Source organism: Thermithiobacillus tepidarius DSM 3134, from assembly GCF_000423825.1.
GTDB classification, from domain to species: domain Bacteria; phylum Pseudomonadota; class Gammaproteobacteria; order Acidithiobacillales; family Thermithiobacillaceae; genus Thermithiobacillus; species Thermithiobacillus tepidarius.
The window spans coordinates 187,783-213,386 of record NZ_AUIS01000003.1 but is presented as its reverse complement, the minus strand read 5'-3'; the positions used below and the strand labels follow the sequence as shown (position 1 = coordinate 213,386).

Sequence of the window (25,604 nt, the reverse complement as noted above, 5' to 3'; positions counted from 1 at the left end):
GCGGCAGGCCCTGCCGGAAGCCCGGCCGGGCGGGCGGCTGCATGGCTTGCGCATCATTCATCGCACAGCATGCCTTAGCTCCTGATGGCAGCCTTTGAATACGAAGCCCTCGGCCCCAACGGACGCGCCCAGCGCGGGGTGCTGGAGGGCGACACGGCGCGGCAGGTGCGGGCGGCCCTGCGCGAGCGCGGGCTGGTACCGGTGCGCGTGGAGGCATTGCACGGCGAGCGGGCGGCCGGGGCGGCGGGCGCGGGCGGCTTGCGGCTGCGCCGCGGCCTGCCGGCCTCCCAGTTGGCGCTCATCACGCGGCAATTCGCCACCCTGTTGGCGGCGGGCCTGACCATCGAGCAGGCGCTGAATGCGCTGATCGAGCAAAGCGAGTCGCCGCGGGCGCGGCAGGTGCTGGCCGGCGTGCGCACCGGCGTGCTGTCCGGCCAGTCCCTGGCCACCGCCATGGGCGCCTTCCCGGCGGTCTTCCCGGAGCTGTACCGCACCCTGATCCGGGCCGGGGAAAGCTCCGGACGCCTGGACACGGTGATGCAGAGCCTGGCCGACTACACCGAGGAGCGCCAGGCGCTGCGCCAGAAGATCACCCTGGCCATGGTGTATCCGGCGCTGGTCAGCCTGGTGGCCGTGGCCGTGGTGCTGGGCCTGCTCACCTACGTGGTGCCGCAGGTGGTGCGCGTTTTCGAGAGCACGGACCAGACCCTGCCCTGGCTGACCCGGGCCCTGATCGGCACCAGCGATTTCCTGCGCGCCACCGGCCTGTGGTGGCTGCTGGCTTTCGCCGTGCTGCTGGTGCTGGGCCAGCGCCTGCTGCGCCAGCCTGCGTGGCGTTGGCGTTTCGACGTTTTCCTGCTGCGCCTGCCCATTGCCGGGCGCATCATCCGCGGCCTGAACGCGGCGCGGCTGGCCAGCACCCTGGCCATCCTGGTGGGCGGTGGCGTGCCTCTGCTCACTGCCTTGCAGGCAGCGACCGGCGTCATCACCAGCCTGCCCATGCGCCAGGCGGTGGAGGAGGCGGAGCGGCAGGTGCGCGAGGGCGGCAGCCTGCACCGGGCGCTCAAGCGCAGCGGCCAGTTTCCGCCGATGATGGTGCATCTGATCGGCAGCGGCGAAGCCAGCGGCCAGCTGGCGCCGCTGCTGAACCGCGCCGCCGAGCAGCAAAGCCGCGAGCTGGAAGGCTGGGTCAGCACCCTCACGACCCTGCTGGAGCCCATCATGATCCTGACCATGGGCGGGGTGGTGCTGGTGATCGTGTTGGCGATCCTGATGCCGATTTTTGAAATGAACCAGTTGGTGAAATAGCGTGGAGGCGCAGTGTCCTTGGAGATTCGCATGAAGCAGGCAAGCAGGGCCCGGTTGCGGGAAGGCGGCTTTACCCTGATCGAGATCATGGTGGTGGTGGTGATCCTCGGCATTCTGGCGGCGCTGGTGGTGCCCAAGATCATGAGCCGGCCCGACGAGGCGCGCATCGTGGCGGCGCGCCAGGATATCAGCGCCATCCTGCAGGCGCTGAAGCTCTACAAGCTGGACAACTACCGCTATCCCACCACCGAACAGGGCCTGCAGGCGCTGGCGGTCAAGCCGACCACCCAGCCCATTCCGCCCAACTGGAAGCCGGGCGGCTACTTGGAAAAGCTGCCCAAGGACCCGTGGGGCAACAATTATCAGTACCTCAATCCCGGCACCCACGGCGAGATCGACGTCTTCAGCCTGGGCGCCGACGGCGCGCCGGGCGGCGAAGGCAACGACGCGGACATCGGCTCGTGGAATCTGCCCTGAGCCCGGTGCCGAGTGCCGCGGAAGGCGGGCGGCAGTGACATCGTGAGCGAGGCGGCCCGGGTGTGAAGCGGCATGCCGCGCGAGGCTTCACCCTCATCGAGATCCTGGTGGTCATGGTGCTGATCGGCATCACCCTGGGCCTGGTCAGCGTGAACCTGATGCCCGACGACCAACGCACGCTGCGGGACGAGGCGCAGCGACTGGCGCTGCTGCTGGACCAGGCGCAGGAGGAGGCGGTGTTGCGCGGACGGGCGCTGGGCTGGCAGGTGCAGGACGGCGGTTATCGCTTCGTGGAACGCACGGTGCAGTCGCCGGAGCCGGGCGCGAATTTGCGTTCCGACAGTGCCTCGGAGCAGCCGGCGTGGATGCCTGTCACCGGCAACGAGGTGCTGCGCCCGCGCCGCTGGCCCGAGGGGTTGGAGGTGCTGCGGCTGAGCGTCAATGGCAACCCTGCCTCCCTGGGCGAGCCGCTGGTCTTCAATCCGGTGGGCCTGAGCGAGCCCTTTCAGATGGATCTGGCCCTGGGCACGGCCTCGGTCCGGCTGGCGGGCGACGGGCGGCGGGTCCGGGTCGTGCAGGATGGGCCGTGAATGGTGGAACATGATGCGTGATTCGCGCAAGTCAAGGCAGGGAGCGCAGTCCGCGGGGCGTGTTCGCGCCACGCATCACGCATCAGGCGGCACGCCCCACGGCTTCACCCTGCTCGAAGTGCTGGTGGCCTTGGCCATCCTGGCGGTGGCGCTGGCGGCGTCCCTGCGGGCGACGGGCATCGCCGCCAGCAGCAGCGAGGGCCTGCGCGACAGGCTGGCGGCCACCTGGGTGGCGCAGAACCGCCTGGCCCTGCACCAGGCGCAGCGTGACTGGCCGAATCCGGGCAACAGCGGCGGCGAAGCCGAGCTGGGCGGCATGCGCTTCCAGTGGCAGGAGGTGGTGAGCGACACGCCCAACCCTCAATTCCGTCGCCTGGAGGTCAAGGTCTTCGTCCCCGGCCGCCTGGATGCCCCGCTGGCGCAGCTCACGGGCTACGCGGTGAACGAGAGCGTGGCGCCGACGGCGAGCGGCAGCAGTGCCGGTGGATCGTGAAAGGTGATGCGTGAAACGTGATTCGCACGAGCCGGGGCAAGGCGCGTGGCAAGCGGGCCGCACCCGTGTCGCGTCCCACGGCTTCACTCTGATCGAGATCCTGGTGGCGATCCTGGTCTTTGCGGTGATGTCGGTGATGGCCTACCGCGGCCTGAGTGCCGTGCTGACGGCGCGGGAGCGCCTGACCGAGGTCAATGCCCGCTGGCGGGAGCTGGCGCTGGCCTTCGCCCAGATGAACCAGAGCCTTGACGCCGTGGTGCCGTATCCGGTCGATGGCATCGGCCCGGAGGCCGCCCCTTTCGTGGGCCGGGAAACGGCGCCGGGGCCGGAGGACGTGCAGCTCGCCATGACCACCATGGGCGATCCGGCCCGCCCAGCGGCGCAGAACGCGGCGCGCCGGGTGGGCTACCGCCTGCGCGACGGGCGCCTGGAGTATCTGGTCTGGCCGGCGCCGCTTGCCGGGCCGCCGGGCAGGCCGCGCGTGCTGACCCTGCTGGAAGGGGTGCAGGTGTTTCGGGTGCGCTACCTGGACCCGAACGGCGTCTGGCAGAGCCAGTGGCCCGCCGCCGCGGCGGTCCCGGCCGGGCAGGGGGCGCCGACGGTGCTGCCTTGGGGGGTGGAGGTGGAGATTCAAAGCCGCGCCCTGCCGCCCGTGACCCGGATCTTCGCGCTGCCATGAACGGGCCGCGCCAGGCGCAGCACGCCGAAAGCGGGGTGGCCGTCATCACGGCGATCCTGATCATGGCCATGGCAGCGAGCGTGGCCAGCTTCCTGGCTTGGCAGCAGGGGCTGTGGTTCCGGCAGGTGGAGAACATGCGCGAACAGGCGCAGGCCGTTGCCCTGGCGGAAGCGGGGGTGGAGTGGGCGCGCGGCATCCTGGCGGAAGACGCCCGCCAGGGCGGAGCGGACCACCTCGGCGAGCTGTGGGCCCAGCCCCTGCTGGGCCTGGAGCTGGAGAACGGCCGTCTGAGCGGCGGCATCGTGGACGCGCAGGCGCGCTTCAATTTGAACAACCTGCGCGGGACTGGGGCGGAGGCTGATCAGTATCTGGCGGTATTTCAGCGCCTGCTGGGCATCCTGCAGCTGTCGCCGGATCTGGCGGAGCGGATTCGGGCTTGGGTCAATGCGGGTCAGGTGCCGCAGACGCCCGGCGCGCCGCCGGCTGGCCGGCTGCTCTTCACCGCCAACAGCCTGTATGCCGTCGAGGGACTCGAACGGGCGAGCGTGGACAAGCTCTTTCCCTTCGTGACCGCCCTGCCGGCGCCGGCCGCCACGCAGATCAACGTGAACACGGCTTCGCCGGAGCTGCTGGCCGCTTACCTGAATACCTCGGTATCGGTGGCGCAGGGGCTGGTGGAGCAGCGCAAGAGCGAGCCCTTCAAGGCCCTGGAGAATTTCCGGGCCCGGCTGCCGGCCTCGCTGCAGGGATTGGATGAGAAATTCTTCAACGTGAGTAGCCAATATTTCATGGTCACCAGTCAAGCCAACGTGGGCCGGGCGCAGGTCCGCTGCCGGGCCCTGCTCAACCGGCAGGGCGGCGGGGCGGCGGCCTGGCCCAAGGTGCTCTGGCGCGTGCAGGGGGAATCCTGATGGCCCGCTGGATCGTGCAGGTCAATGCCGCCTGGCCCGATGCCCCTTTGCTGCATTGGTACCGGGTGGACGAGCGGGGGCGGGTGGAGCGTTTCGTCGCGGAAGACGCGCCCCCGGCGGGCGTGGCCCAGGCGGCCGGGGTGACTCTCTGGCTGCCGGCCGGCCGGGTATTGCTGGGCACGGTCAAGCTGCCGACCCGCGCGCCGAAGCAGGTGCGCGCCATCCTGCCTTTCGTGGTGGAGGACCAGCTGGCCAGTGATCCCGAGCAGGTGCACGTGGCCTTGGGCCCGCAGCTGTCCGACGGCAGCAGCGTGGTGGCCGTGGTGGACAAGAGCTGGTTCGCCCGCTTGCTGGAGCAGTTGGCTGCCTGGGGTATCCGGCCCCGCGTCGCGCTGCCCGAGCAACTGGTGCTGCCCCTGCGCAGCGGCGCCTGGACGGTGTACTGGGAGGGCCGCGAGGGCTGGCTGCGCACCGCCCCGGCCCGGGCCCAGGCGCTGGACGTGGGCGATGCCGCGCAGCCGCCCATGGCTCTCGACTTCGCCCTGCGCGAGGCGCGCGAGCGCGAGGCGGCGCCGGACAGCATCGACCTCTATGCGGCACCGGGGGCGCCCGTGCCCGACGTGGCACGTTGGTCCGAACGACTGGGCCTGCCGGTCCGCTATCAGGGGACGGAGGCCCTGCAACGGGCGGCGGCCGCCGCCGAACCCGCCGCCGTCAACCTGCTGCAGGGCGCCTTCGCGCCGGCTGGCGCCATGAGCGGCTGGTGGTCGAAGCTGAAGCCGGTTGCCGTGCTGCTGGCCCTCATCATCGTGGTGCAGCTCGCCGGCACGGTGGCGGAGTGGTGGAAGCTGAAGCGCGAGGCCGCGCAACTGCGCGCCCACATGGAACAGACCTTCCGCCAAGCCTTTCCCGAGGCGCAGGTGGTGGTGGATCCGCCGCTGCAGATGGAGCGCCAGCTGGCCAGCCTGCGCCAGCGCGCCGGCATCGCGGCCCCAGGGGATTTCCTGGTGCTCCTGAGCCGGGCGGCGCCCGCCCTGGGCAGCGCGCCGGGCGTCAAGGTCCAGGGCCTGCGCTATCAAAACGAAACGCTGGAGCTGGATCTGCATGCGCCCGCCGCCGAGGCCGTCCAGGGGCTGTTGCCCGCCCTGCGCGCCAACGCCCTGCGGGTGGATGCCCCGGTGCTCAATCCGGCGGCGGGCGGCGTGGACGCTCGCGTAAGCGTGCAGGGGGATAGAACGTGAATCTCGACACGCTGAAGTCCCTGTGGCAGGCGCGCAACCCGCGCGAGCGTTGGCTCATCGGCGTCGGTCTGCCGCTGCTGGTGCTGTCCCTGCTCTACGTCTACCTGTGGATGCCGCTCGACAAGGAGCGCCAGCGCCTGCGCCAGAGCGTGCCGGCATTGCGCATCGCCAGCCAGAAGCTGCAGCAGCAGGCCCAGGAGGCGCAGTCGCTCAGGCAACGGGTGCCCCAAGGGCAGGAGGCGGCGCCGGCCGATCTGGCCGCCGTGCTGCGCCAGAGCGCCGCCAGCCAGGGTCTGCGCGAGCCGCAGGTGACGCAGGCGTCGGCGGAGCAGCTGCGCGTGAGCCTGGCCGAAGCCGATTTCGCGGCGCTGATCCGCTGGCTGGAGTTCCTGCAAAGCCAGCACGGCTTGCGTGCGCAAGCCGTGGAGATCAAGGCCCTGCCGGGACAGGGCAAGGTGGCTGCCCAGGTGACCCTGAGCAGTGGCGTGGGCGCATGAGGGCGATCCTGAACCGTCCCCGGCTGCGGCTGCCGCAAATGCCCATCCGGCTGCCCTGGGGCTGGCTGCTGGCCGCGCTGCTGCTCTACCTGCTGGCGCTGGTCGCCAGCGCGCCCGCCTCTCTGGTCCCGTGGCAACTGAGCCGGCAGATGCCGGACCAGCGGCTGAGCCTGGGGCAGGTGTCGGGCACCGTGTGGCGCGGGGCGGCCGGGCAGGTCTGGTGGCGCGACGGCAACGGCCGCGTGCAGGCGCTGGGTGCCCTGCGCTGGCGGCTGCGCTTCCTGCCGCTGCTGCGCGGCCGGCTGGTGGTCGGCCTGGAGCTGAACGGTCCGGCCGGGCGCTTGCGCACGGACCTGCGCCGCCAGGGGCCGGGCTGGCAGCTGACCGGGCTGGAAGGCCAGGCGCCGGCGGCCTTCTGGGCCGGCCAGCAGGCCCAGTTGCGCACCCTCGACCCCGGCGGCACGCTGCTGCTGCGCTTTGCCGAGCTGCAGCTCGGCCCGCAGGGCCTGCGCGGTCGCGGCGAGCTGCGCTGGCAGGATGCCGCCTTCCGCCTCAGTCCGGTCAATCCCCTGGGCAGCTACCGGCTGAGCCTGCAGGGCCGGCAGCTGCGTCTGGATACCCTGTCCGGCATCCTGCGCCTGCAGGGCGGCGGCGAGATCCCGGCGGGCAGCGGGCCAGTCGCCCTGAGCGGCACCGCCCGCCTGGAAGGCCCCGACGCCCCGCGCTTGGCACCGCTGCTGTACGCGCTCGGACCGAGCCAGGGCGGCGGCGTGCACGCCTTCACCTTCACCCTGAACAACCCGTAGAATAACGGGCGTTTGCCCGCCGCGCCCGCGCCGGCGCGTCCAGAAAAGGGGTAGCCATGCAGTACCGAGACTTGCGCGAGTTCATCCAGGGCCTGGAGGGGCGCGCTTTGCTCAAGCGCGTGCGCGCGCCGGTGTCGCCGCAACTGGAGATGACGGAGATTTGCGACCGCACCCTGCGCGCCGGCGGCCCGGCCATCCTCTTCGAAAATCCCAGCGGCTACGCCATGCCGGTGCTGGGCAATCTCTTCGGCACGCCCGAGCGGGTGGCGCTCGGCATGGGCCGGGAGAGCCTGGCCGACCTGCGCGACGTGGGCCGGCTCCTGGCCTATCTCAAGGAGCCGGAGCCGCCGCGCGGCTTCAAGGACCTGTGGGACAAGATGCCCATCCTGAAGCAGATCCTCAACATGTCGCCGACGGTGGTGAAGCGCCCGGCGTGCCAGCAGCACGTGCTGCGCGGCGATGAGGTCGACCTCGGCGCCATTCCAGTGCAGACCTGCTGGCCGGAGGACGCCGGCCCGCTCATCACCTGGGGGCTCACCGTCACCAAGGGCCCGCACAAGCCGCGCGCCAACATGGGCATCTACCGTCAGCAGGTGATCGGCAGCAACCGCGTCATCATGCGCTGGCTGGCCCACCGCGGCGGCGCCCTGGATTTCCGCGAGTTCCAGAAGAGCAATCCGGGCCAGCCCTTTCCCGTGGCCGTGGCCCTGGGCGCCGATCCGGCCACCATCCTCGGCGCGGTGACGCCGGTGCCCGATACCCTGGCCGAGCATCAGTTCGCCGGACTCCTGCGCGGGGCCAGGACCGAGCTGGCCGACTGCCTGACCGTGCCCCTGCAGGTGCCGGCCAGCGCCGAGATCGTGCTGGAGGGCCACATCTACCCGGACGACGTGGCGCCAGAAGGCCCCTTCGGCGACCACACCGGCTACTACAACGAGGTGGAGACTTTCCCGGTCTTCACCATCGAGTGCATCACCCACCGTGATCAGCCCATTTACCACAGCACCTACACCGGCCGCCCGCCGGATGAGCCGGCGGTGCTGGGCGTGGCCCTGAACGAGGTCTTCGTGCCCCTGCTGCAGAAGCAGTTTCCTGAGATCGTCGACTTCTATCTGCCGCCCGAGGGCTGCTCCTACCGCATGGCGGTGGTCAGCATGAAAAAGGCCTACCCCGGCCACGCCAAGCGCGTCATGTTCGGAGTGTGGAGCTTCCTGCGCCAGTTCATGTACACCAAGTTCGTCATCGTGGTGGACGACGACATCGACGCGCGCAAGTGGGAGGACGTGATCTGGGCCATGACCACGCGCATGGACCCGGTGCGCGACACGCTGCTGGTGGAGAACACGCCCATCGACTACCTGGACTTCGCCTCGCCGGTGTCCGGCCTGGGCGGCAAGGTCGGCTTCGATGCCACCAACAAGCTTCCCGGCGAAACGAGCCGCGAGTGGGGCCGGCCCATCGCCATGGATCCCCAGGTGAAGGCGCGGGTGGATGCCCTGTGGGCGGAACTGGGCCTGTGAGGATCAGCCATCTCGACCATCTGGTGCTCACGGTCCGCGACATCGACGCGGCCTGCGCCTTCTACACGCGCGTGCTGGGCATGGAAGTGGTCACCTTCGGCGCCGGCCGCCGGGCGCTCGCCTTCGGCAGCCAGAAGATCAATCTGCATCAGCAGGGACGGGAATTCGAGCCGAAAGCGGCCCGGCCGACGCCGGGCTCCGCGGACTTGTGCTTCATCACCGAAGTGCCCCTGACGGCGGTGGCCGACCATCTGCGCGCCTGCGGGGCGGCGATCGTCGAAGGGCCGGTGCCGCGCACGGGGGCCAAGGGGCCGATCCAATCCCTCTATATCCGCGACCCCGACGACAACCTCATCGAAATCGCCAACTATCCCGCTTCCGCCTAGGCAAATCCTTCCCCGCGCCGCTTTCCGCCGTCCGGCAGGCGACTTCCTGCAAGCCCCGAAAATCCGGCAATTTGCACCTTTAGGCCCTTGAAGGAGCAGGTGCTTCGGACTATACAGCCTGAAGGAAGCAGCACCGTCCACCCCGGCCCGACCAGGAGAAAAAACAATGTATCTGGTACAGCGCGTGAAAAATATCCTGCTGCAACCGAAACAGGAGTGGCAGGTCATCGATGGGGAAGCGACCAGCGCGGCGGATTTGTACAAGAGCTACATCGTGCCGCTGGCGGCCATCGGACCGCTGGCCTCCATCATCGGCATGGCCGTGGTGGGCTTGAGCATGCCCTTCGTGGGCACCTACCGGGTGCCGCTCGGCATGGCAGCGTCCCACGCCGTGGTGTCCTACATCCTCACCCTGTTGAGCGTGTTCCTGCTGGCTCTGGTCATCAACGCGCTGGCGCCGACCTTCGGCGGGCGCAAGGAGCAGAACCAAGCCTTGAAGGTGGCCGCCTACGCCAGCACGCCGTCATGGCTGGCCGGCATCTTCATGCTGCTGCCCGCGCTGGGCTTCCTGGGCCTGCTGGCATCGCTGTACGGGCTTTACCTGCTCTACCTGGGATTGCCGGTTCTGATGAAGACGCCGCCGGACAAAGCGCTGGGCTATACGGTGGTGGTCGTGATCGTCGCCATCGTCATCTTCATGATCTTCGGCGCCGTCAGCAGTGCGCTGATCGCCTATCCCACCCCGGAGATGCCCATGCCGGGCACCGGACCCGGCATGGATTGACGGCTTGCCCTCGCCTGGACGGCATCTGCCGTCCAGGATGCGCCGCCCCGCTTGGCGGGCTGTCTTCAAACTGCTCTCCTCCGCACGCTCGGACCATCCTCCGCCTTTAGGCGGCCTGCCCGGCTGCAACTTGCTCCGGCGGCCGGTGGCCACTGTTTACTCAGGCTCTTCAGCAAGGAGACCCCCATGTTCGCCCTGACCTACCAAGGACCCTTCGACGTGCGCGTCGAGCGCGTGCCGGATCCGGCCATCCAGGAGCCGGACGACGTCATCCTGCGGGTGACCGCCACGGCCATCTGCGGATCGGATTTGCATCTGTACCGCGGCAAGATGCCGGCCATGGAGCATGGCGACATCTTGGGCCACGAGTTCATGGGCGTCGTCGAGGAGGCCGGCCCGGCGGTGACCAAGGTCAGGAAGGGCGACCGGGTCATCGTGCCCTTCGTCATCGCCTGCGGAGAATGCTTCTTTTGCCATCGGGAGCTGTACTCGGCCTGCGAAACCACCAATCCCGATCGCGGCGCCCTGGTGCACGCCAAGGGCATCCGCTCCGGTGCCGCCTTCTTCGGCTACAGTCACCTCTACGGCGGCATTCCGGGCGGGCAGGCCGAGTACGTGCGCGTGCCCAAGGCCAACGTCGGCCCGTTCAAGGTGCCGGGCAGCCTGGCCGACGAGAGGGTGCTGTTCCTGACCGACATCCTGCCCACCGGCTACCAGGCCGCCCTGAATGCCGGCATCACCCGCGGCTCGAGCGTGGCCATTTTTGGCGCCGGGCCGGTGGGGCTGATGACCGCGGCCTGTGCGCGCCTGCTCGGCGCCGACACCGTTTTCATGGTGGATCGCCACCCCTATCGCCTGGAATTTGCCCAAGCCACCTACGGCGCCATTCCCCTCAACATCGAAAAGCAGGATCCGGCCGAGGAGATCATCAAGGCGACCGGCCGCCGCGGCGTGGATGCCGTGGTGGATGCGGTCGGCTTCGAGGCCAAGGGCAGCCCGGTGGAAACGGCCATGGCCTGGGCCAAGCTGGAGGGCGGCAGCAGCGAGGCCATGCGCCAGTGCATCGCCGCGGTGCGGCGCGGCGGCCGGGTCAGCGTGCCGGGCGTCTACGCCGGACCGCTGCACGCCTTTCCTTGGGGCGATGCCTTCGAGAAGGGCCTGAGCTTCGCCGGCGGCCAGACCCACGTGCAGAAGTACCTGCCCGACCTGCTGCGGCATATCGGAGAAGGCGAGCTGCAGCCGGACGTCATCATCAGCCATCACCTGCCTCTGGCCGAGGCGGCGCGCGGCTACGAGATCTTCAGCAAGAAAGAGGACAACTGCCGCAAAGTGGTGCTCACGCCGGCGGGGCCGGGCGCGGCGACGCACTGATCCGCCGGGGTGGGGAACGGGGATGCAGCGGCCCGGCGTTCAGGAGGCGGGGTCCAGATCCCGCTGGCAGTGCCAGCAACTGGCGAAGTTGGCGGGCACCATTTCGCCGCAATGCGGACAGCGGCGCTCGCGGGGCGGCTGGCGCAGCTCCGCCTCGTACTGGTCCAGCAGATTGCGGGCCAGGGGATAGTCCGCATCGTCCAGGATCCAGACCTCGGGATAGGTGTCGGTCACCGGAATGCCGCCGGCCGCGCTCAGGGCATTGCCGTTGAAGATCTCCGCCCGGATGCCGCGCATGCCGAGCCGGTCCACCAGGATCTGGGCTTCCAGCAGATGGGCAGCTTGATAGATTCGGCGCATGGCTGGGCTCCTTTTGCGTGGCAATCCGCACGGCGCGCCCGCTATGCGGGTCTGCAAAAATACACGGCGGGTAAAGACCCGCCGTGCGCGTTGCCGGGCCGGGTGGGCCCGGGTTCAGGCGGCCTTCTCCTGATAGGCGAAGGTCAGCTCGCCGTCGGTCATGTCCACGGTCACCGTGCCGCCTTTGCTCAGCTTGCCGAAGAGCAGTTCCTCGGCCATGGGGCGCTTGAGCTTCTCCTGGATGAGCCGAGCCATGGGCCGCGCGCCCATCTGCGGATCGTAGCCGTGCTCCGCCAGCCAGCGCCGCGCGGCGGGCGTCACGGTCAGGATCACGTCCTTCTCGTGCAGCTGCTCCTCCAGTTCCACCACGAACTTGTCCACCACATGGGTGACCACTTCCGGGCTCAGCGGCGCGAAGGGGATGACCGCATCCAGGCGGTTGCGGAACTCGGGCGTGAAGGTGCGCTTGATCGCCTCCATGTCCTCGCCGTCGCGGGTCGCGCCGGAGGCGGTGAAGCCCATCACCGGCTTGGCCAGCTCGCTGGCGCCCGCATTGGTGGTCATGATCAGGATCACATTGCGGAAGTCCGCCTGACGGCCATTGTTGTCCGTCAGCTTGCCGTGGTCCATCACCTGCAGCAGGATGTTGAAGACGTCCGGGTGGGCCTTCTCGATCTCGTCCAGCAGCAGCACCGCATGGGGGTGCTTGATCACCGCCTCGGTGAGCAGCCCGGCCTGATCGAAGCCCACGTAGCCGGGAGGGGCGCCGATCAGGCGCGAGACCGTGTGGCGCTCCATGTACTCGCTCATGTCGAAGCGGATCAGCTCCACGCCCAGGATCTTGGCCAGCTGGCGGCTGACTTCCGTCTTGCCCACGCCGGTGGGGCCGGAGAAGAGAAAGGAGCCGATGGGCTTTTCCGGATGCTTCAGGCCGGCGCGCGCCAGTTTGATGGCGGAAGCCAGCTGCTCGATGGCCGGATCCTGACCGAAGATGCTGAATTTCAGGTCGCGCTCCAGGTTGCGCAGGTTTTCCTTGTCCGCGCTGGACACCGCCTTGGGCGGAATGCGCGCGATCTTGGCCACGATGTCCTCGATGTCCCTGACGCCGATGACCTTCTTCTGCTTGGACTTGGGCAGCAGGGTCATGGCCGCGCCCACCTCGTCGATGACGTCGATGGCCTTGTCCGGCAGGAAGCGGTCATGGATGTGGCGGGCCGACAGCTCCACGGCGGCGCGCAACGCCTCGCTGGTGTAGCGCACGCCGTGGTGCAGCTCGAAGCTGGGTTTCAGGCCGCGCAGGATTTTGACCGTTTCCTCCACGGAGGGCTCGTGCACGTCGATCTTCTGGAAGCGGCGGCTCAGTGCCCGGTCCTTCTCGAAGTACTGACGGTACTCCTGGTAAGTGGTGGCGCCGATGCACTTGAGCTCGCCCGAGGCCAGCGCCGGCTTCAGCAGGTTGGAGGCGTCCATGGCGCCGCCCGAAGCGGCGCCGGCCCCGATCAGGGTGTGGATCTCGTCGATGAAGAGCACGGCATTGGGCTGGCGCTTCAAAGCCTTGAGCACCGCCTTCAGGCGTTCCTCGAAGTCGCCGCGGTAGCGCGAGCCGGCGATGAGGGCGCCCATGTCCAGCGAGTAGACCACCGCGTTCTTGAGCACCTCCGGCACCTCGCCGGCCACGATGCGCCGCGCCAGGCCCTCGACGATGGCGGTCTTGCCGACGCCCGGCTCGCCCACGTAGATGGGGTTGTTCTTGCGCCGGCGGGCCAGGATCTGAATGGTGCGGGTCAGTTCGTGCTCGCGCCCGATCAGCGGGTCGATGCGCCCGGCTTTGGCCCTGGCGTTCAGATTGACGGTGAAGTTCACCAGCGGGTCCTTGGAGTCCTCGCCCTCGGTGCGGCCCTGGGTGGTGTCCTCCTGCTCGCCGCCGCCCTTCTTGCGGATGCCGTGGGAAATGAAGTTGACCACGTCCAGCCGGGTGACGTCGGCCTTCTGCAGGAAGTAAACGGCGTGCGATTCGCGCTCGGAAAAGAGGGCGACCAGGATGTTGGCCCCGGTGACCTCCTCCTTGCCGGAGGACTGCACGTGATAGAGCGCCCGCTGCAGCACCCGCTGGAAGCCGATGCTGGGCTGGGTTTTCACCGTGTTCTCCGGACCCACGGGCCGGATGCCCTCGTTCAGGAACTGGGTGACCTCCTGGCGCAAGGCGCTGATGTCGGCGCCGCAGGCTTCCAGGACTTCGGCGGCATGCGGGTTGTCCAGCAGCGCCAGGAGCAGGTGCTCCACGCTGGCGAACTCGTGGCCGCGGCTCCTGGCCGCCTGCAGGGCTTGGTTGAAGGTCTGTTCGAGCGCCTTGTCGATCATTGGAACTTACTCCTTTTCCATGATGCACTGCAGCGGGTGCTCGTTACGGCGCGCGGCCTCGATCACCTGGGCAACCTTGGTTTCGGCGATGTCGTAGGGATAGACTCCGCAGATCCCCTGGCCCCGATGGTGCACGTGAAGCATGATCCGCGTTGCCTCTTCCCGGGACTTGTAAAAGTATTCCTCTAAAATATAGACGACGAAGTCCATGGGAGTGTAGTCGTCATTTAGGAGGATAACCTTGTACATGCTGGGCTTCTTCAGCTCCGGCTTGTGCTCCAGGACGGTGCCGTAATTGGGATCGCGTGTGCTCATGGCTTGTAAACGTTCATTGCTGCGGCTTGCACATACGGCGTAACCGCTGATCTTAGATTGAAAACGCTCCGAAAAATTCAATTGCGGTAACTGCGCATCTGGCCGACCACGGCGCCCTGGATGCGGACGCGCTCGGCCGCGAATTCCATGGGCTGCATCCGACTGTTGGCCGGCACCAGCAGCACCGTTTCCCCCCGCGGATAGAAGCGCTTCAGGGTGGCGTTCTCCCCGTCCACCAGCGCGACCACCACCTCGCCGGGACGGGCGCTCTCGCGGGCCTCGATGATGACGATGTCGCCGTCGAGAATGCCGTCTTCCATCATGGATTCGCCCTTGACGCGCAGGGCGTAGTGCTCGCCGGACCCGAGCAAGGAGGGCGGTACCTCGATCTCCTCGGGCACCTCGATGGCCTCGATGGGCAGGCCGGCGGCAATGGCGCCCAGCAGGCGCACCGTCACCTTGTTGCCCAGTTCGGTCAGCTCGATGCCGCGGGCGCGTTGGGCGGTCAGGCGGATCTTGCCTTCCTGGGCCAGCGCCTGCACGTGCTTGCGCACCGCGCTCTTGGCGGCGATGCCCAGGCGTTCGCCCAGTTCCGTCAGGGTGGGGGCATAGCCGAATTCCTGCTGATACTCACGCAGGGCCTTGAGGACATCCTGTTGTCTTGGAGTCATAGTACTCTCCACGGGAAGAGGGAATCCCTCTTACTATAGAGAACATGTGGAGAACGCTCAAGAGAGGCGCACCCGGCGGGAGCGGGCTCTCCTGAGCGGCGGAAAAGCGGCGGGGAGAAGGACGCGGGCGCCGTCGTCGGCGGCGAGCGGCTCAGTTGCTGGCCGCCTTGGCTTCCGCCAGCGGCGCGGACTGCAGATCGGGGACCTGGCAGCTTTCCAGGACCGTGAGCTTGTTGTCCTTGATGAAATCGATCAGCTGCTTGAAGGCCCGCGGATTCACTTCCTTCAGGTAAGGGTCGATCTTGAGGGCGGCGTGGCCTTCGATGAGCACCGGCTCCACGTAGGGCGAGTAGCGGATGCGGTGATCCGGCCCCACCTGCGAAACGGACTCGGACAGGCGCTCGGCCCAGTCGCTGGGCCGGAATTTATGGCCGCTCTGGGTGATCCCGTCAACCAAGATTTTGCAACGTGTCTGTGCCATTTTTGAAAAAACACCTCAAAAAAGCGGAAAACGAGACTTGCCGATATGCCCCGGCCCGGCTGGGCCGCGAGCTCACTGCATTCGTTTTCGGAGCCTGTGGTGCCTCGCGCGGCACCCAGGACCGGGTAGCAGCGGCGGTACGCGCGCTATGATCCCCTGGGGGGCGGTAAGTTCCCGGCTCGGCTGAGGCAGGCTCCACCAGATGCTTGTGTCATAACGATTCAGCGGTGACGCGGTTTACCGGCGGGCAGCCGCTTACTTGGCCAGGTCGATTTTGGCCTGGGCGCGCTGGGCATCCACAAAGCTCTGGATTTTCTGCTGCTGCAGGTCGGCGCGCAGGCGCTCCTTGACGGCGTCGAAGGGCGGCGGCGTCAGCTTGCGCGTATCCTCCAGCTGGATGATGTGGTAGCCGAACTCGGTCTTCACCGGGCCCAGCAGAGCGCCTTTCTTGGCGCCGTTCAAGGCATCGGCAAAGGGCTTGACCATCATGCTCGGCGGGAACCAGCCCAGCTCGCCGCCATTTTGAGCGCTGCCCTTGTCCAGGGACTTCTCCTTGGCCAGCTTGGCGAAGTTGGCGCCCTTTTTCAGGTCGGCCATGATCTTTTCGGCTTCCGCCTGGCTCTTCACCAGGATGTGGCGCGCGCGATATTCCTTGTCGCCCAGGTCCTTCACGAAGCTCTGGTAGTGGCTGCGCAGCTCCTCGTCCGAAACCGGATGCTTAGCCAGATAGTCGTCGATGGCGGCGTTGGCAAGGATCTGGCGGTTGGCCAGCGCCAGGCGCGCCTGGACCTGCGGGCTTTGTTCCAGCTTGCCGGCGCGGGCGGCCTGGGCCAGGATCTCCTGGGCGACCAGGTTGTTGAGCACCTGCGTCTTCGCCTGCGGGCTCTGGGCCATGTTCGGGTTGGTGGACAGGATGACGTCCACCTGGCTCTGGTCGATGGCGACGCCGTTGACGGTGGCCGCCGGGGCGGCCAGGGCGGGCGTGCTCAGGGCGGCCAAGCAGGCCAGCAGGAGATAGGAGCGCTTCTTCATGCAAGGATCCTTAGCTTTTGATGAATTTCAATATTATCCAACAAATCCGCTTAAAAGCCTAATGCTTATTCGCCCGCGCCGCTCTCGTCGCTGAAGTAGGGGAAGAGAATGGGCAGGAGCAGCAGGGTCAGCGCCGTGGCCGACACCAGCCCGCCGACGATCACCACCGCGAAAGGCCGCTGGGTCTCGGAGCCGATGCCGTGGGACAGCGCCGCCGGCAACAGGCCGAGGCCGGCCATCAGAGCGGTCATCAGCACCGGGCGCAGGCGGCGGGCAGCGCCGCCAAGGATGGCGGACATGCTGTCCTGGCCCTCGCGCAGGAATTCCTTGATCTGCTCCACCATGATCACGCCGTTCTGCACCGAGATGCCCGCCAGGGCGATGAAGCCCACCGCCGCGGATACGGACAGGTGCAGGCCGGCCAGTCCGAGGCCGGCCAATCCGCCGATCAGGGAGAAGGGGATCATGAGCAGGATCAGGAAGGCATTCTTGACCGACTGGAACACCCAGAAGAGCAGGATGAAGATGAGCAGGACGCTGACCGGGACGATCACTTCCAGCCGCTTCATGGCGCGTTGCTGGTTTTCGAACTGGCCGCCCCAGGTCATGCGATAGCCGGGGGGCAGCTTCACCTCCCGCTTCACCTTGCGCATGGCCTCGGCGACGAAGCCGCCCTGGTCGCGCCCGAGCAGGTTGGCCTTGACCGCCACGTTGCGCCCGCCGCCCTCGCGGCTGATGCGGGCGGCGCCCTCGCGGACGCTGATGTCGGCCAAGGCGCTCAAGGGCACCTGGACGTTGCTGCCGGGCACGTTGAGCATGAGCTCACCGATGGTTTCCACGCTGTCCCGGTAGGGCTTGTCCAGCCGCAAGGCGACGTCGAAGCGGCGTTCGCCGTCGTAGAAGGCGTTCACCGCACGGCCGGCCAGCGCGGTCTGCACGACGTCGGCCACGTCGCTGGCGTTGAGCCCGTAGCGGGCCAGCCGGTCGCGGTTCAATTCGATGTTGAGCTGCGCCAGGCCGCCGACCTTGATGGCGGCTACGTCCACCGCGCCCGGGATGCCGCTGACCACGCGGGCGACTTCCTCGGCCTTTTCTTCCAGCACTTCCAGGTCGGGGCCGAAGATCTTGATGGCGATCTCGCCCTTGACGCCGCTCAGCGCCTCTTCCACGTTGTCCTCGATCACCTGGGAAAAGTTGGTGTGCACGCCGGGAATGCTCTCCATGCGCCGCTCCATGTCGCGGATGAGGGCCTCCTTGCCGGAGAAGCGCCAGTGCTCGCGCGGCGCCAGGTTGGCCATGATCTCCATGTTGTTGGGCCCTTTGGGGTCGGTGCCGTCGTCCGGGCGGCCCATGTGGGCGATGACGCTGCTGACTTCCGGATAGCTGAGCAGGATGGCGCGGATCCGTTCTTCCACCTCCTTGGTCTTGTCCAGGGCGGTGGAGGGCGGCAGGGTGAGGGTCAGCCAGATGTTGCCTTCGTCCAGCTTGGGCAGGAACTCGCTGCCGAGCCGCGGCGCCAGCAGCAGGCTGGCGGCCAGGAGCAGCACGGACAGGCCCACCACCGTCTTGCGCCAGCGGAAGGCGAAGGCGAGCAGGTCGCGGTAACGGACCTGCAGGGCGTGCATCCAGCGGCTGTGCCGTTCCGCCATGCGGTTGTTGCGCAGGGTGAAGCTGAGCAGGACCGGGATCAGGGTCAAAGTGATGAGGATCGCTCCCAGAATGGCGAAGCTGAGGGTCAGGGCCATGGGGGAGAAGATTTTTCCTTCCACGCGCTGAAAGGTGAAGATGGGCAGGAAGGCGGAGATGATGATGGCCTTGGCGAAGAGCACGGGCCGGCCGACCTCCACGGCGGTGCTTTTCAGCGTGTGCCAGCGCCAGCCGACGGAGTCGTGGGAAGGGTGCTGATCCACGGCGGCCAGCGCCAAGCGCACCATGAAGGCCTCCACCAGCACCACGGCGCTGTCCACCAGGATGCCGAAGTCCACCGCGCCCAGGGAGATCAGGTTGGCGGACACGCCCTTGAGATCCATGCCGATGAAGGCGAAGAGCAGCGAGAGGGGGATGATGCTGGCAACGATGAGCGCGGCTTTCAGATTGCGCAGAAAGATGACCAGGATCACCACCACCAGGAAGGCGCCGGTCAGCAGGTTCTCAGTGACCGTGTGCACGGTATGGCCGATCAGCTGGGTGCGGTCGTAGACCGGCTTGAGCCGCACGCCGGGCGGCAGGCCATGGGCGTTGAGGCCGTCGATCCGGGTCTTCAGGTCGGCAATGACGACGGCCGGGTTGCGGCCCTTGACCATCTGCACGATGCCTTCCACCACGTCGCTCTGCCGGTTGTAGTCCACGTAGCCCGAGCGGGTGCGCGGGCCGATCTCCACGTCGGCCACGTCGCTGACATAGACGGGTGCGCCGTTGGCGCTGGCGACCACCACGCGGCCGATGTCGTCCACGTTGGTGAAGAGGCCGACGCTGCGCACCACCAGGGCCTCGTCGCCGCGGCGGATGAAGCCGCCGCCCGTATTCACGCTGTTGCTGGCCAGCGCCTGGGACAGCTGCGCCAGGGTCAGGTTGTACTTGCGCAGCCGATAGGGATCGGCGCGGACCTGGTACTCCTTGATCGCGCCGCCGAAGCTGACCACGTCGGCCACGCCGGGCGTGCTGCGCAGGGCCGGCCGCACCACCCAGTCCTGCAGTGCGCGCACTTCCGTCAGCGGCATGTCCCGGGGGGCTTCCAGCACGTAGCGGTAGATCTCGCCCACCGCCGTGGTCAGCGGGGCGAGAGTGGGCTGTACGCCGGGCGGCAGGGTGACGTTGGCCAGCTTTTCCAGCACCTGCTGGCGGGCGAAGTAGTCGTCGGTGCGGTCGGCAAAGGTCAGGGTGACCACGGACAGGCCGGTGATGGACACCGAGCGCACCTGCGCCAGGCCGGGAATGCCGTTCATCTCCCTCTCGATGGGCATGGTGACGCTGCGCTCCACCTCCGGCGGCGCCTGGCCGGGCACCTGGGTGACGACCTGCACCTGCACGTCCTGGACGTCGGGAAAGGCCTGGATGGGCAGGTTCTTGACGGCGATGATGCCCCAGATGACCAGCACCAGGGCGGCACCCAGGATCAGCACGCGCTGCTTGAGCGCAAAGGTGATGAGCCTTTCCAGCATGGCCTAGCCGCCCTGCAGGTCGGCGTTCAGCAGCAGGGCGCCGCTGCTCACCACGCGCTCGCCCGGGCGCAGGCCGCTTTCCACCACGCTGAAGTCGCGTGTCTGCAGGCCCAGGCGAACCGGGCGCTTGCGCAATTCGCCGGGACGGACTTCCACGAACACCGATACGCGCCGGCCCTCGGTGACCAGGGCGCCGTTGGGCACCAGCAGCGCGAGCTGGCCCTGGCCAGCCAGCGGGGTGATGCGGGCAAACATGTCCGGCTTCAGGCGGCGGTCTGGATTGTCCAGCTCCACCCGGGCCCGCACCCGCCGCGTACCGGGATCGACCACGTCGGCCACGTAGCTGATCCGGCCGACGAAATTCTCCCCCGGGTAGGCGTCCACGCTGATTGCCGCGGGCTGGCCCACGTGCACCTTGGCCAGGTCCTGCTCGGCCAGATCCACGATGGCCCAGACATGGGTGGGATCGGTGATGACGAAGAGCGGATTGGGCAGATCCGGGCGGATCTCCATGCCCGGATTGACCTGGCGGTCGGTGACGATGCCGCTGACCGGCGAGCGCAGCGGATAGCTCTCGCCATGGGGGCTGCCGCCATCCGGCAGCAGGTTGCGCAAGCGCATCCGGGCCCGCTGCGCTTCCGCTTCCGCCTTGCGCAGATCGGTTCGAGCCAGCTCCAGATCCTTGCGCGCCAGCACCTGCCCGCTGTAGAGCATCTGCGCGCGGCGGTGGGCGGCCTGGGCCTGGTTCAGCTCCGCGGCCGCCCTGTCGGCATCCGCCATGGCGCTGCCCAGATCCGGCGAGTCCATCCACAGGAGGGGTTGGCCGCGGCGCACGCGGTCGCCCGGCTTGGCGGCGATCCGGGTCACGCGGCCCGCGACCGGCGCGCTGATGCGGCTGGTGCGGTCCTCGTCATAGGCGATGCGGCCGTTGAGGGGCGCGCTGAGGGGGCGCGGCTGGAGCTGCACGGCCTCGATGTGCAGAGCGGCGAGCTGCGGCGCATTGGGCGCGTAGCGCAGCACGCCCGCGTCCTGGGCGACGGCCGGCAACGGCGGGCTGCCGGCCAGCAACAGGACGGACAGGAGCAGGGAAAGACGTGGGTTCATGGCGTGGCGTCCTGGGTGGTGGCCGCCTGCCAAGCGGCCTGGGCTTTTGCGTAATCGGCCCGGGTTGCGGCGGCATCCAGCAGGAGACCGTGCAGCGTGCGCCGGGCATCCAGCAGATCCAGCAGCCCGCTGGCACCATGCTGATAGGCGAATTCGGCGGCCTGGGCGGCTTGGCGGGCGCGGGGGATGAGGTCGCCTTGGTAGCGCTGCATGCGTTCGGTGGCCGTGCGCAGGTCCGTCCACGCGCCTTGCAGCTCGGCCAGGGCGTCGGCACGGGTGCGGGCCAGCTCCGTGGCCGCCTGCTGGCGGGCCACTTCGGCCTGGGCGATTTCGCCCTGGTAGCGGTAGCGCAGCTGCCAGGGGAAGCTGACGCCCAGGCCGATGCTGTTGCGGGAGACGGCGTTGCCGGGGGGCTGGCGTTCGTATTGCACCCCGACGACCACGTCCGTCTTGCGCAGGGAGGCCGCCAGCTGCTGCGCATCCTCGGCCTGGGTCAGGCGCACCCGTGCCGCGCGCACGTCCGGCCGCCGTTCCAGGAGCTCGGCCAGGTTCGGCTGCGAGCCGGGCTGCCCGGGCTGGAGCGGCAGGTCCGGCGCGGCCGTGCGCAGTTGCTCGGCTTGGTCTTCCAGGCCGAGGAAGAGACCCAGTCCCAGTTGGGCATGGCGCCGCTCGGCCGCCGCCTGGCGGGCCTCGAGCGCGGCTTTCTCCGCCTCCACCTGCATGCGCGCCAGCTCGGTGGGCGCGATGTCGCCCGCGCGCAGCCGCAGGCGCATGGCTTCCACGCTCTTGCGATACAGCGCCGCATTGGTGCTGGTGATGTGCTCCCGCTCTTCGGCGAGCGCCAGGTCATAATAGGCCTGGGCCAACTGCAGGCGCAGACTGCGCAAGGTGTTGTCCAGATCGTGGCGGGCCGCCTGCAGGCCCTTTTCCGCCACGGCCAGGCGCAGGCCGCGCTTGTTGCCGCGTTCGATCAGCTGGTCGATGCGGAAGGTGGTGTCCAAGCTGGCGTCCAGCCGGTTGCCGAGGCCGTTCGTCTGGCTCGGGTCGGCGGGGCTGAAATAAGCGGAGTTGACCGAGAGGACCGGATTGGGCCGCTGTCCGGCGATTACCCGCCCGGCCTCGGCGTTGCGCACTTGCAGGCGCGCGCTGATGAGCTCGCGGTTGCGGGCGAGGAACAGGCGGTCGGCGGCTTCCAGGGTGAGGGGCGCGCTGAGCTCTGCCGCAGGGGCGGCGGATGGCTCCGGGCCGGGGTTGACGGCGGGAATCGGGCTGGCAGCCGCCCGGGTGGCAGGAACCTGGCAGCAAGCGAGCACCACCGCTGCCATGCAGATCCACAGCCGGCGGGACCGTGTTGCGGACATCTTTCTTCCTCCATTCCGGTGGCAACGGGCCCGCGTAGCTTAGCCAAGCGGCCGAAGAGGAAGAAAGGGGGCTAGATTATCTTTAACAAAATTTTGACAAATCGGGACAGGTGCATCTTCAGCTGCGTGTGGGGCGCATCAGTCCTTGCTCCACCGCCGTGCGTCGGGCCGGACCCTGGAGCAATTCCACCAGGGTCAGGGCAAAGTCCATGGCGGTGCCCGGGCCGCGTGAGGTGATCACGTTGCCGTCCACCACCACGCTTTCCTCGCTGTACTGGAAGTCGCCGCGCTGTGGATCGATGCTGCCAGGGAAGCTGGTGGCGCGCTTGCCGGCCAGCAGGCCGTAGTCGGCAAAAATGGAGGGGGCGGCGCAGATGGCGGCGGTGAATCGGCCCTGGTCGCGGAAACGGGCCAGCAGCATCTTGACGCGCGGGTCGGCGTGTAGGTTACGGGTGCCCGGCTGGCCGCCTGGCAGTGCGATGAGGTCGAAATCCCGCTCCATGACGGCATCCAGGGTGCTGTCCGGCAGGATCACGGTGCCGCGCGCGCCGCGCACCGGTCCCTCCCGCAATCCCGCGCTGACTACCTCCACCTCACCGCGGCGCAGGATGTCGATGATGGAGACGGCTTCCAGTTCCTCGAACCCCTCGGCGAGGGGGACCAGTACGCTTGCCATGCGCAATCTCCTGTGCTGTGGCACGCCGAGGCGTGCTGCCAATAACAATGCGGAGGAAGCGTGCGCTTTCCCCGCCAGTCACGAGAACTTACTGGTTGGCGGCCTTGGGCAGGTTCAGGGATAGCTCGGCCGGGGCCGAGGCCGGCTTGCCGTCGCTGCGCACGTAGGTGGCCGTGCCCTTGAGCATGTTCAGGGCTTGTCGCAGCTGGAAGTCCTTGTTCAGGTCGGGCAGCCGCGAGCTGCTCTGCGGGACTTCCGCCTCCTTGTCCTGCTTGGCCTCGGGCGGCGGCAGTTCGGAGGGCGCCGGCTTGATCATCAGCTTGGACTGCACCTTGACCGGTCCGGTTTTCAGGTCGTTCTTGACGCCATTGGCGCTGTCCCCGTTCTCCAGGTGGCCGCTCAGGTCGGCCTCCTTCAGGAAGTCCGGTTGGCTCTTGCTGGCGGCTTCCTGCAGGGACGGGATCTCCACGTCGGGGACGATGCCGGTGGCCTGGATGGAGCGGCCGCTGGGCGTGTAGTAGAGCGCCGTGGTCAGTTTCAGGGCGGCGCCGTTGCGCATGGGCAGCACGGATTGCACCGAGCCCTTGCCGAAGGTCTGCATGCCGGCGATCACGGCGCGCTTGTCATCCTGCAGGGCGCCGGCGACGATCTCCGAGGCGGATGCGGAGCCTTCATTGACCAGCACTACCATGGGCGTGTCCTTGATGTATTCGGGCGGCGTGGCCTTGAATTCCATATCGCTGTCGGCGACCCGGCCCTTGGTGTACACGATCAGGCCCTTGTCCAGGAACAGATCCGCCACCTCCACGGCGCTGCTCAGTACGCCGCCGGGGTCGTTGCGCAGATCCAGCACCAAGCCCTTGAGCTTGCCGTTGTTCTCGCGCAGCAGCTTGTCCAGCGCATCCTTCACGTCGCGGCCGGTCTGCTGTTGGAACTGGGCGATGCGGATATAGCCGTAGCCGGGGGCCAGGGTGGTCGCCTTGACGCTTTCCACGCGGATCACGTCGCGCACCAGGGTGAAGCTCATCGGCTTGCTCTGGCCTTCGCGCAGCACGGTCAGCGTGACCTTGGAGCCCGGCTTGCCGCGCATCTTCTCCACCGCCTGCTGCAGCGTCAGGCCCTTGACCATGGTGTTGTCGATCTTGACGATGATGTCGCCGGCATGGATGCCCGCCTTGGCGGCGGGAGTGTCATCGATGGGGGCGACCACGCGGACGAAACCCCGGTCGGCCGTGACCTCGATGCCCAGGCCGCCGAACTTGCCGTCGGTGACGATCTGGATTTCCTTGAACATGTCCGGCGTCAAATAGGCGGAGTGGGGGTCGAGGCTCTCCACCATGCCGTTGATGGCGCCTTCCATCAGCTTGTTGTCGTTCACCGGCTTGACGTAATCGGTCTTGATCCTGCCGAAGATTTCGCTGAAGGCGCGGATGTCCTCCAGCGGGATGTCGGTCTCCGGGCTGGTTTTGTCGGCGTAGACGCCCAAGGCCATGGACAGGCCGGTGCCGATGGCAACGCCGAGCATTACCCCGGACAGGGTGCTGGCGCGGGGAAAGCGGATGGGCATAGAAGTTCTCCGATCTGTTGAATAATAAATTGTTCCCGGCCTGCCGGCAGCGGGTTCGGGATGGTCCGCTCCCCGCTCGCCTCAGCGCAGGCGCAGGTAGCGCAAGGGATCCACGGGCCGGCCGTGCTGGCGCATCTCGAAATATAGTCCAGGCTGGCCCAGCTCCGCGCTTTGGCCGACCGCGGCGATTCGCTCGCCCGCCTCCACCTGAGCGCCGGCGCCTTTCAGCATACCCTGAACGTGGCTGTAGAGGGAGAGCAGACCGTTGCCGTGGTCCAGGATGAGCAGCAATCCGTAGCCGCGCAGGGCGCTGGCATAGACGACCCGGCCGGCGGCCACGGCTTGCACGGGACTGCCCGGCGGGGCCTGGAAGACCACTCCCTGCCAAGGCATCCCTCCCTGTCCCCGAGGTGTCCCGAAGCGGACGCTGATTGGACCACTGACGGGGGCAGGAAGTTGCCCGCGCCCCACGATTTTCGGCAAGGCGGGTGCCGATGCTTCGGCGGCTGCCGTCGGCGCGGCCGGTTCCGGCTTGGGCGCCAAGCCGGCTTGGCGCCGACGGGCATTTTCTTCGCGGGCGCGTTTGAGAGCGAGTTCCTGGCGCTTGCGCGCTGCCGCCCGCGCCTTGGCGATGCGGGCGGCGCGCTCCGCCTCCAGCTTGGCCCGGCGTGCCGCTTCCGCCGCCAGCCGGGCGAGGAGGCGGTCCAGTGCCTTGGCATTGGCCTGCAGCTGGCCCAGGCGCTGCTGTTGCTGCTTGAGGGTGTCCTGCAGCTCCGCGGCCACCTGTTGGCGCGCCTGGCGGCGCTGTTCCAGCTCCTTTTTCTGCTGGGCGATCCGGGTTTCCACACGCATCAGTTGCTGATGCTGGTCGTGGATCTGCGCCGAGGTGCGGGCGACCTGGCCGGCCGTGGCTTCGATAGCTTCGATGCGCTGCAGGCGCGCCTGGTTGAGCCGGCGATAGTACTCCAGGGTACGCCCCAATTCGGCGGGATTTTTCTGGTTCAGCCACAGCTGCAGCGGACTTTCCGGGCCGAGCATGTAGGCCGCCCGCAGCTGGCCGCGCAGGTGCTGCTTCTGCACGGCCAGGCTGGCTTCTAGCTGACGTCCCTGACTGCGCAGCCGCTCCAGCCGGGCGGCCGTGCGCTCGCGCTCAGCCTGGGTCTGCTGCAGGATCTGGGTGCGTGCCGCGATCTCGCCGGAGAGTTTCTGTAGATCCGCCTGCACTTCTGCCTGGCTGCGCCGCGTCCGGGTGACCGCCTGGCGCAGGGTACCCATTTCCTTGCGGATCTGCTCGAGCTGCTGCCGGGGCGCGGCGCTCTTGTCCTGCTTGGATTTGTTGGACGCCGGCGTGGCGGCGTGCGCCACCGCCAAGTGCAGGCCCAGGAGCCCCAGCAGGCATGCCAAAGCCAAGCGATGCGGAAACTTCCGGTTCAAGGTCGGAGGCTTCGCTCG

At 68.1% G+C, this 25,604-nt stretch carries 25 protein-coding genes; 13 read left to right on the top strand and 12 right to left on the bottom strand.

What is annotated here, in order from left to right:
- The first annotated feature begins 84 nt into the window (after positions 1-84).
- From gspF to G579_RS0101050, 13 genes are all read left to right on the top strand, one after another.
- Complete coding sequence (gspF, locus tag G579_RS0101110) at positions 85-1,308, top strand: type II secretion system inner membrane protein GspF (protein ID WP_028988722.1); 1,224 nt, start codon at positions 85-87, stop codon at positions 1,306-1,308.
- A 30-nt stretch (positions 1,309-1,338) separates the two neighbouring features.
- Positions 1,339-1,785 carry a type II secretion system major pseudopilin GspG gene (gspG, locus tag G579_RS0101105; RefSeq protein WP_038017400.1) on the top strand — a complete coding sequence of 149 codons (447 nt, stop codon included), beginning with the start codon at positions 1,339-1,341 and terminating at the stop codon, positions 1,783-1,785.
- A gap of 62 nt (positions 1,786-1,847) precedes the next feature.
- Positions 1,848-2,375: a type II secretion system minor pseudopilin GspH gene (gene gspH, locus G579_RS17995; protein WP_051180674.1), complete on the top strand. Its 528-nt coding sequence runs from the start codon at positions 1,848-1,850 to the stop codon at positions 2,373-2,375.
- Between the two features lie 10 nt (positions 2,376-2,385).
- Positions 2,386-2,868, top strand: a complete 483-nt coding sequence (gene gspI, locus G579_RS15095) for a type II secretion system minor pseudopilin GspI (protein WP_211218618.1) — start codon at positions 2,386-2,388, stop codon at positions 2,866-2,868.
- 10 nt (positions 2,869-2,878) lie between these two features.
- Positions 2,879-3,547 carry a type II secretion system minor pseudopilin GspJ gene (gspJ, locus tag G579_RS0101090; RefSeq protein WP_028988720.1) on the top strand — a complete coding sequence of 223 codons (669 nt, stop codon included), beginning with the start codon at positions 2,879-2,881 and terminating at the stop codon, positions 3,545-3,547.
- Entirely contained in the window at positions 3,544-4,458 is a 915-nt protein-coding gene (gene gspK / locus G579_RS0101085; protein ID WP_028988719.1) for a type II secretion system minor pseudopilin GspK, read from the top strand. Before gspJ ends, gspK begins: the two co-directional genes overlap by 4 nt.
- A complete protein-coding gene (gene gspL / locus G579_RS0101080) occupies positions 4,458-5,699 on the top strand; it encodes a type II secretion system protein GspL (RefSeq protein ID WP_028988718.1) in 1,242 nt (413 codons plus the stop codon). Before gspK ends, gspL begins: the two co-directional genes overlap by 1 nt.
- The gene (gene gspM / locus G579_RS17990) at positions 5,696-6,196 is read left to right on the top strand and encodes a type II secretion system protein GspM (RefSeq protein WP_051180673.1); all 501 of its coding nucleotides are present in this window, start codon (positions 5,696-5,698) and stop codon (positions 6,194-6,196) included. Before gspL ends, gspM begins: the two co-directional genes overlap by 4 nt.
- Positions 6,193-7,002, top strand: a complete 810-nt coding sequence (gspN, locus tag G579_RS17985; RefSeq protein ID WP_028988717.1) for a type II secretion system protein N — start codon at positions 6,193-6,195, stop codon at positions 7,000-7,002. Before gspM ends, gspN begins: the two co-directional genes overlap by 4 nt.
- A 56-nt stretch (positions 7,003-7,058) precedes the next feature.
- Complete coding sequence (gene ubiD, locus G579_RS0101065) at positions 7,059-8,522, top strand: 4-hydroxy-3-polyprenylbenzoate decarboxylase (protein ID WP_028988716.1); 1,464 nt, start codon at positions 7,059-7,061, stop codon at positions 8,520-8,522.
- Positions 8,519-8,908: a VOC family protein gene (locus G579_RS0101060; protein ID WP_028988715.1), complete on the top strand. Its 390-nt coding sequence runs from the start codon at positions 8,519-8,521 to the stop codon at positions 8,906-8,908. The genes ubiD and G579_RS0101060 overlap by 4 nt, the downstream gene beginning before the upstream one ends.
- Positions 8,909-9,074: 166 nt before the next feature.
- Complete coding sequence (locus G579_RS0101055; RefSeq protein WP_028988714.1) at positions 9,075-9,692, top strand: Yip1 family protein; 618 nt, start codon at positions 9,075-9,077, stop codon at positions 9,690-9,692.
- A 186-nt stretch (positions 9,693-9,878) separates the two neighbouring features.
- A complete protein-coding gene (locus tag G579_RS0101050) occupies positions 9,879-11,063 on the top strand; it encodes a zinc-dependent alcohol dehydrogenase (RefSeq protein ID WP_028988713.1) in 1,185 nt (394 codons plus the stop codon).
- 39 nt (positions 11,064-11,102) lie between these two features.
- Here the strand turns inward: G579_RS0101050 and G579_RS0101045 are convergent, their stop codons facing one another.
- The 12 genes from G579_RS0101045 to G579_RS0100990 form a co-directional block, all read right to left on the bottom strand.
- Entirely contained in the window at positions 11,103-11,423 is a 321-nt protein-coding gene (locus G579_RS0101045; RefSeq protein ID WP_028988712.1) for a putative signal transducing protein, read from the bottom strand.
- A gap of 114 nt (positions 11,424-11,537) precedes the next feature.
- Complete coding sequence (gene clpA, locus G579_RS0101040) at positions 11,538-13,784, bottom strand: ATP-dependent Clp protease ATP-binding subunit ClpA (protein ID WP_028988711.1); 2,247 nt, start codon at positions 13,782-13,784, stop codon at positions 11,538-11,540.
- Positions 13,785-13,790: 6 nt separating this feature from the next.
- Positions 13,791-14,099, bottom strand: coding sequence for an ATP-dependent Clp protease adapter ClpS (clpS, locus tag G579_RS0101035; RefSeq protein ID WP_028988710.1), 309 nt, complete (start codon positions 14,097-14,099; stop codon positions 13,791-13,793).
- 77 nt (positions 14,100-14,176) lie between these two features.
- Positions 14,177-14,770 (bottom strand): transcriptional repressor LexA, encoded by a 594-nt coding sequence (gene lexA / locus G579_RS0101030; RefSeq protein ID WP_038017397.1) that lies wholly within the window; start codon positions 14,768-14,770, stop codon positions 14,177-14,179.
- Between the two features lie 151 nt (positions 14,771-14,921).
- Positions 14,922-15,227: a DUF3579 domain-containing protein gene (locus G579_RS15080; RefSeq protein ID WP_051180672.1), complete on the bottom strand. Its 306-nt coding sequence runs from the start codon at positions 15,225-15,227 to the stop codon at positions 14,922-14,924.
- A gap of 279 nt (positions 15,228-15,506) precedes the next feature.
- Positions 15,507-16,283 (bottom strand): peptidylprolyl isomerase, encoded by a 777-nt coding sequence (locus G579_RS0101020; protein ID WP_028988708.1) that lies wholly within the window; start codon positions 16,281-16,283, stop codon positions 15,507-15,509.
- 65 nt (positions 16,284-16,348) lie between these two features.
- Positions 16,349-19,444: an efflux RND transporter permease subunit gene (locus G579_RS0101015; protein ID WP_028988707.1), complete on the bottom strand. Its 3,096-nt coding sequence runs from the start codon at positions 19,442-19,444 to the stop codon at positions 16,349-16,351.
- Between the two features lie 3 nt (positions 19,445-19,447).
- Positions 19,448-20,548: an efflux RND transporter periplasmic adaptor subunit gene (locus G579_RS0101010; RefSeq protein WP_028988706.1), complete on the bottom strand. Its 1,101-nt coding sequence runs from the start codon at positions 20,546-20,548 to the stop codon at positions 19,448-19,450.
- Positions 20,545-21,909, bottom strand: a complete 1,365-nt coding sequence (locus G579_RS0101005; RefSeq protein ID WP_081662484.1) for a TolC family protein — start codon at positions 21,907-21,909, stop codon at positions 20,545-20,547. Before G579_RS0101005 ends, G579_RS0101010 begins: the two co-directional genes overlap by 4 nt.
- Before the next feature lie 118 nt (positions 21,910-22,027).
- Positions 22,028-22,585, bottom strand: coding sequence for a DJ-1 family glyoxalase III (locus tag G579_RS0101000; RefSeq protein WP_028988704.1), 558 nt, complete (start codon positions 22,583-22,585; stop codon positions 22,028-22,030).
- 88 nt (positions 22,586-22,673) lie between these two features.
- On the bottom strand, positions 22,674-24,152 hold the full coding sequence (locus tag G579_RS0100995; RefSeq protein ID WP_028988703.1) for a S41 family peptidase: 1,479 nt from the start codon (positions 24,150-24,152) through the stop codon (positions 22,674-22,676).
- 81 nt (positions 24,153-24,233) lie between these two features.
- Positions 24,234-25,562 carry a murein hydrolase activator EnvC family protein gene (locus G579_RS0100990; RefSeq protein ID WP_051180670.1) on the bottom strand — a complete coding sequence of 443 codons (1,329 nt, stop codon included), beginning with the start codon at positions 25,560-25,562 and terminating at the stop codon, positions 24,234-24,236.
- Positions 25,563-25,604: the final 42 nt, after the last annotated feature.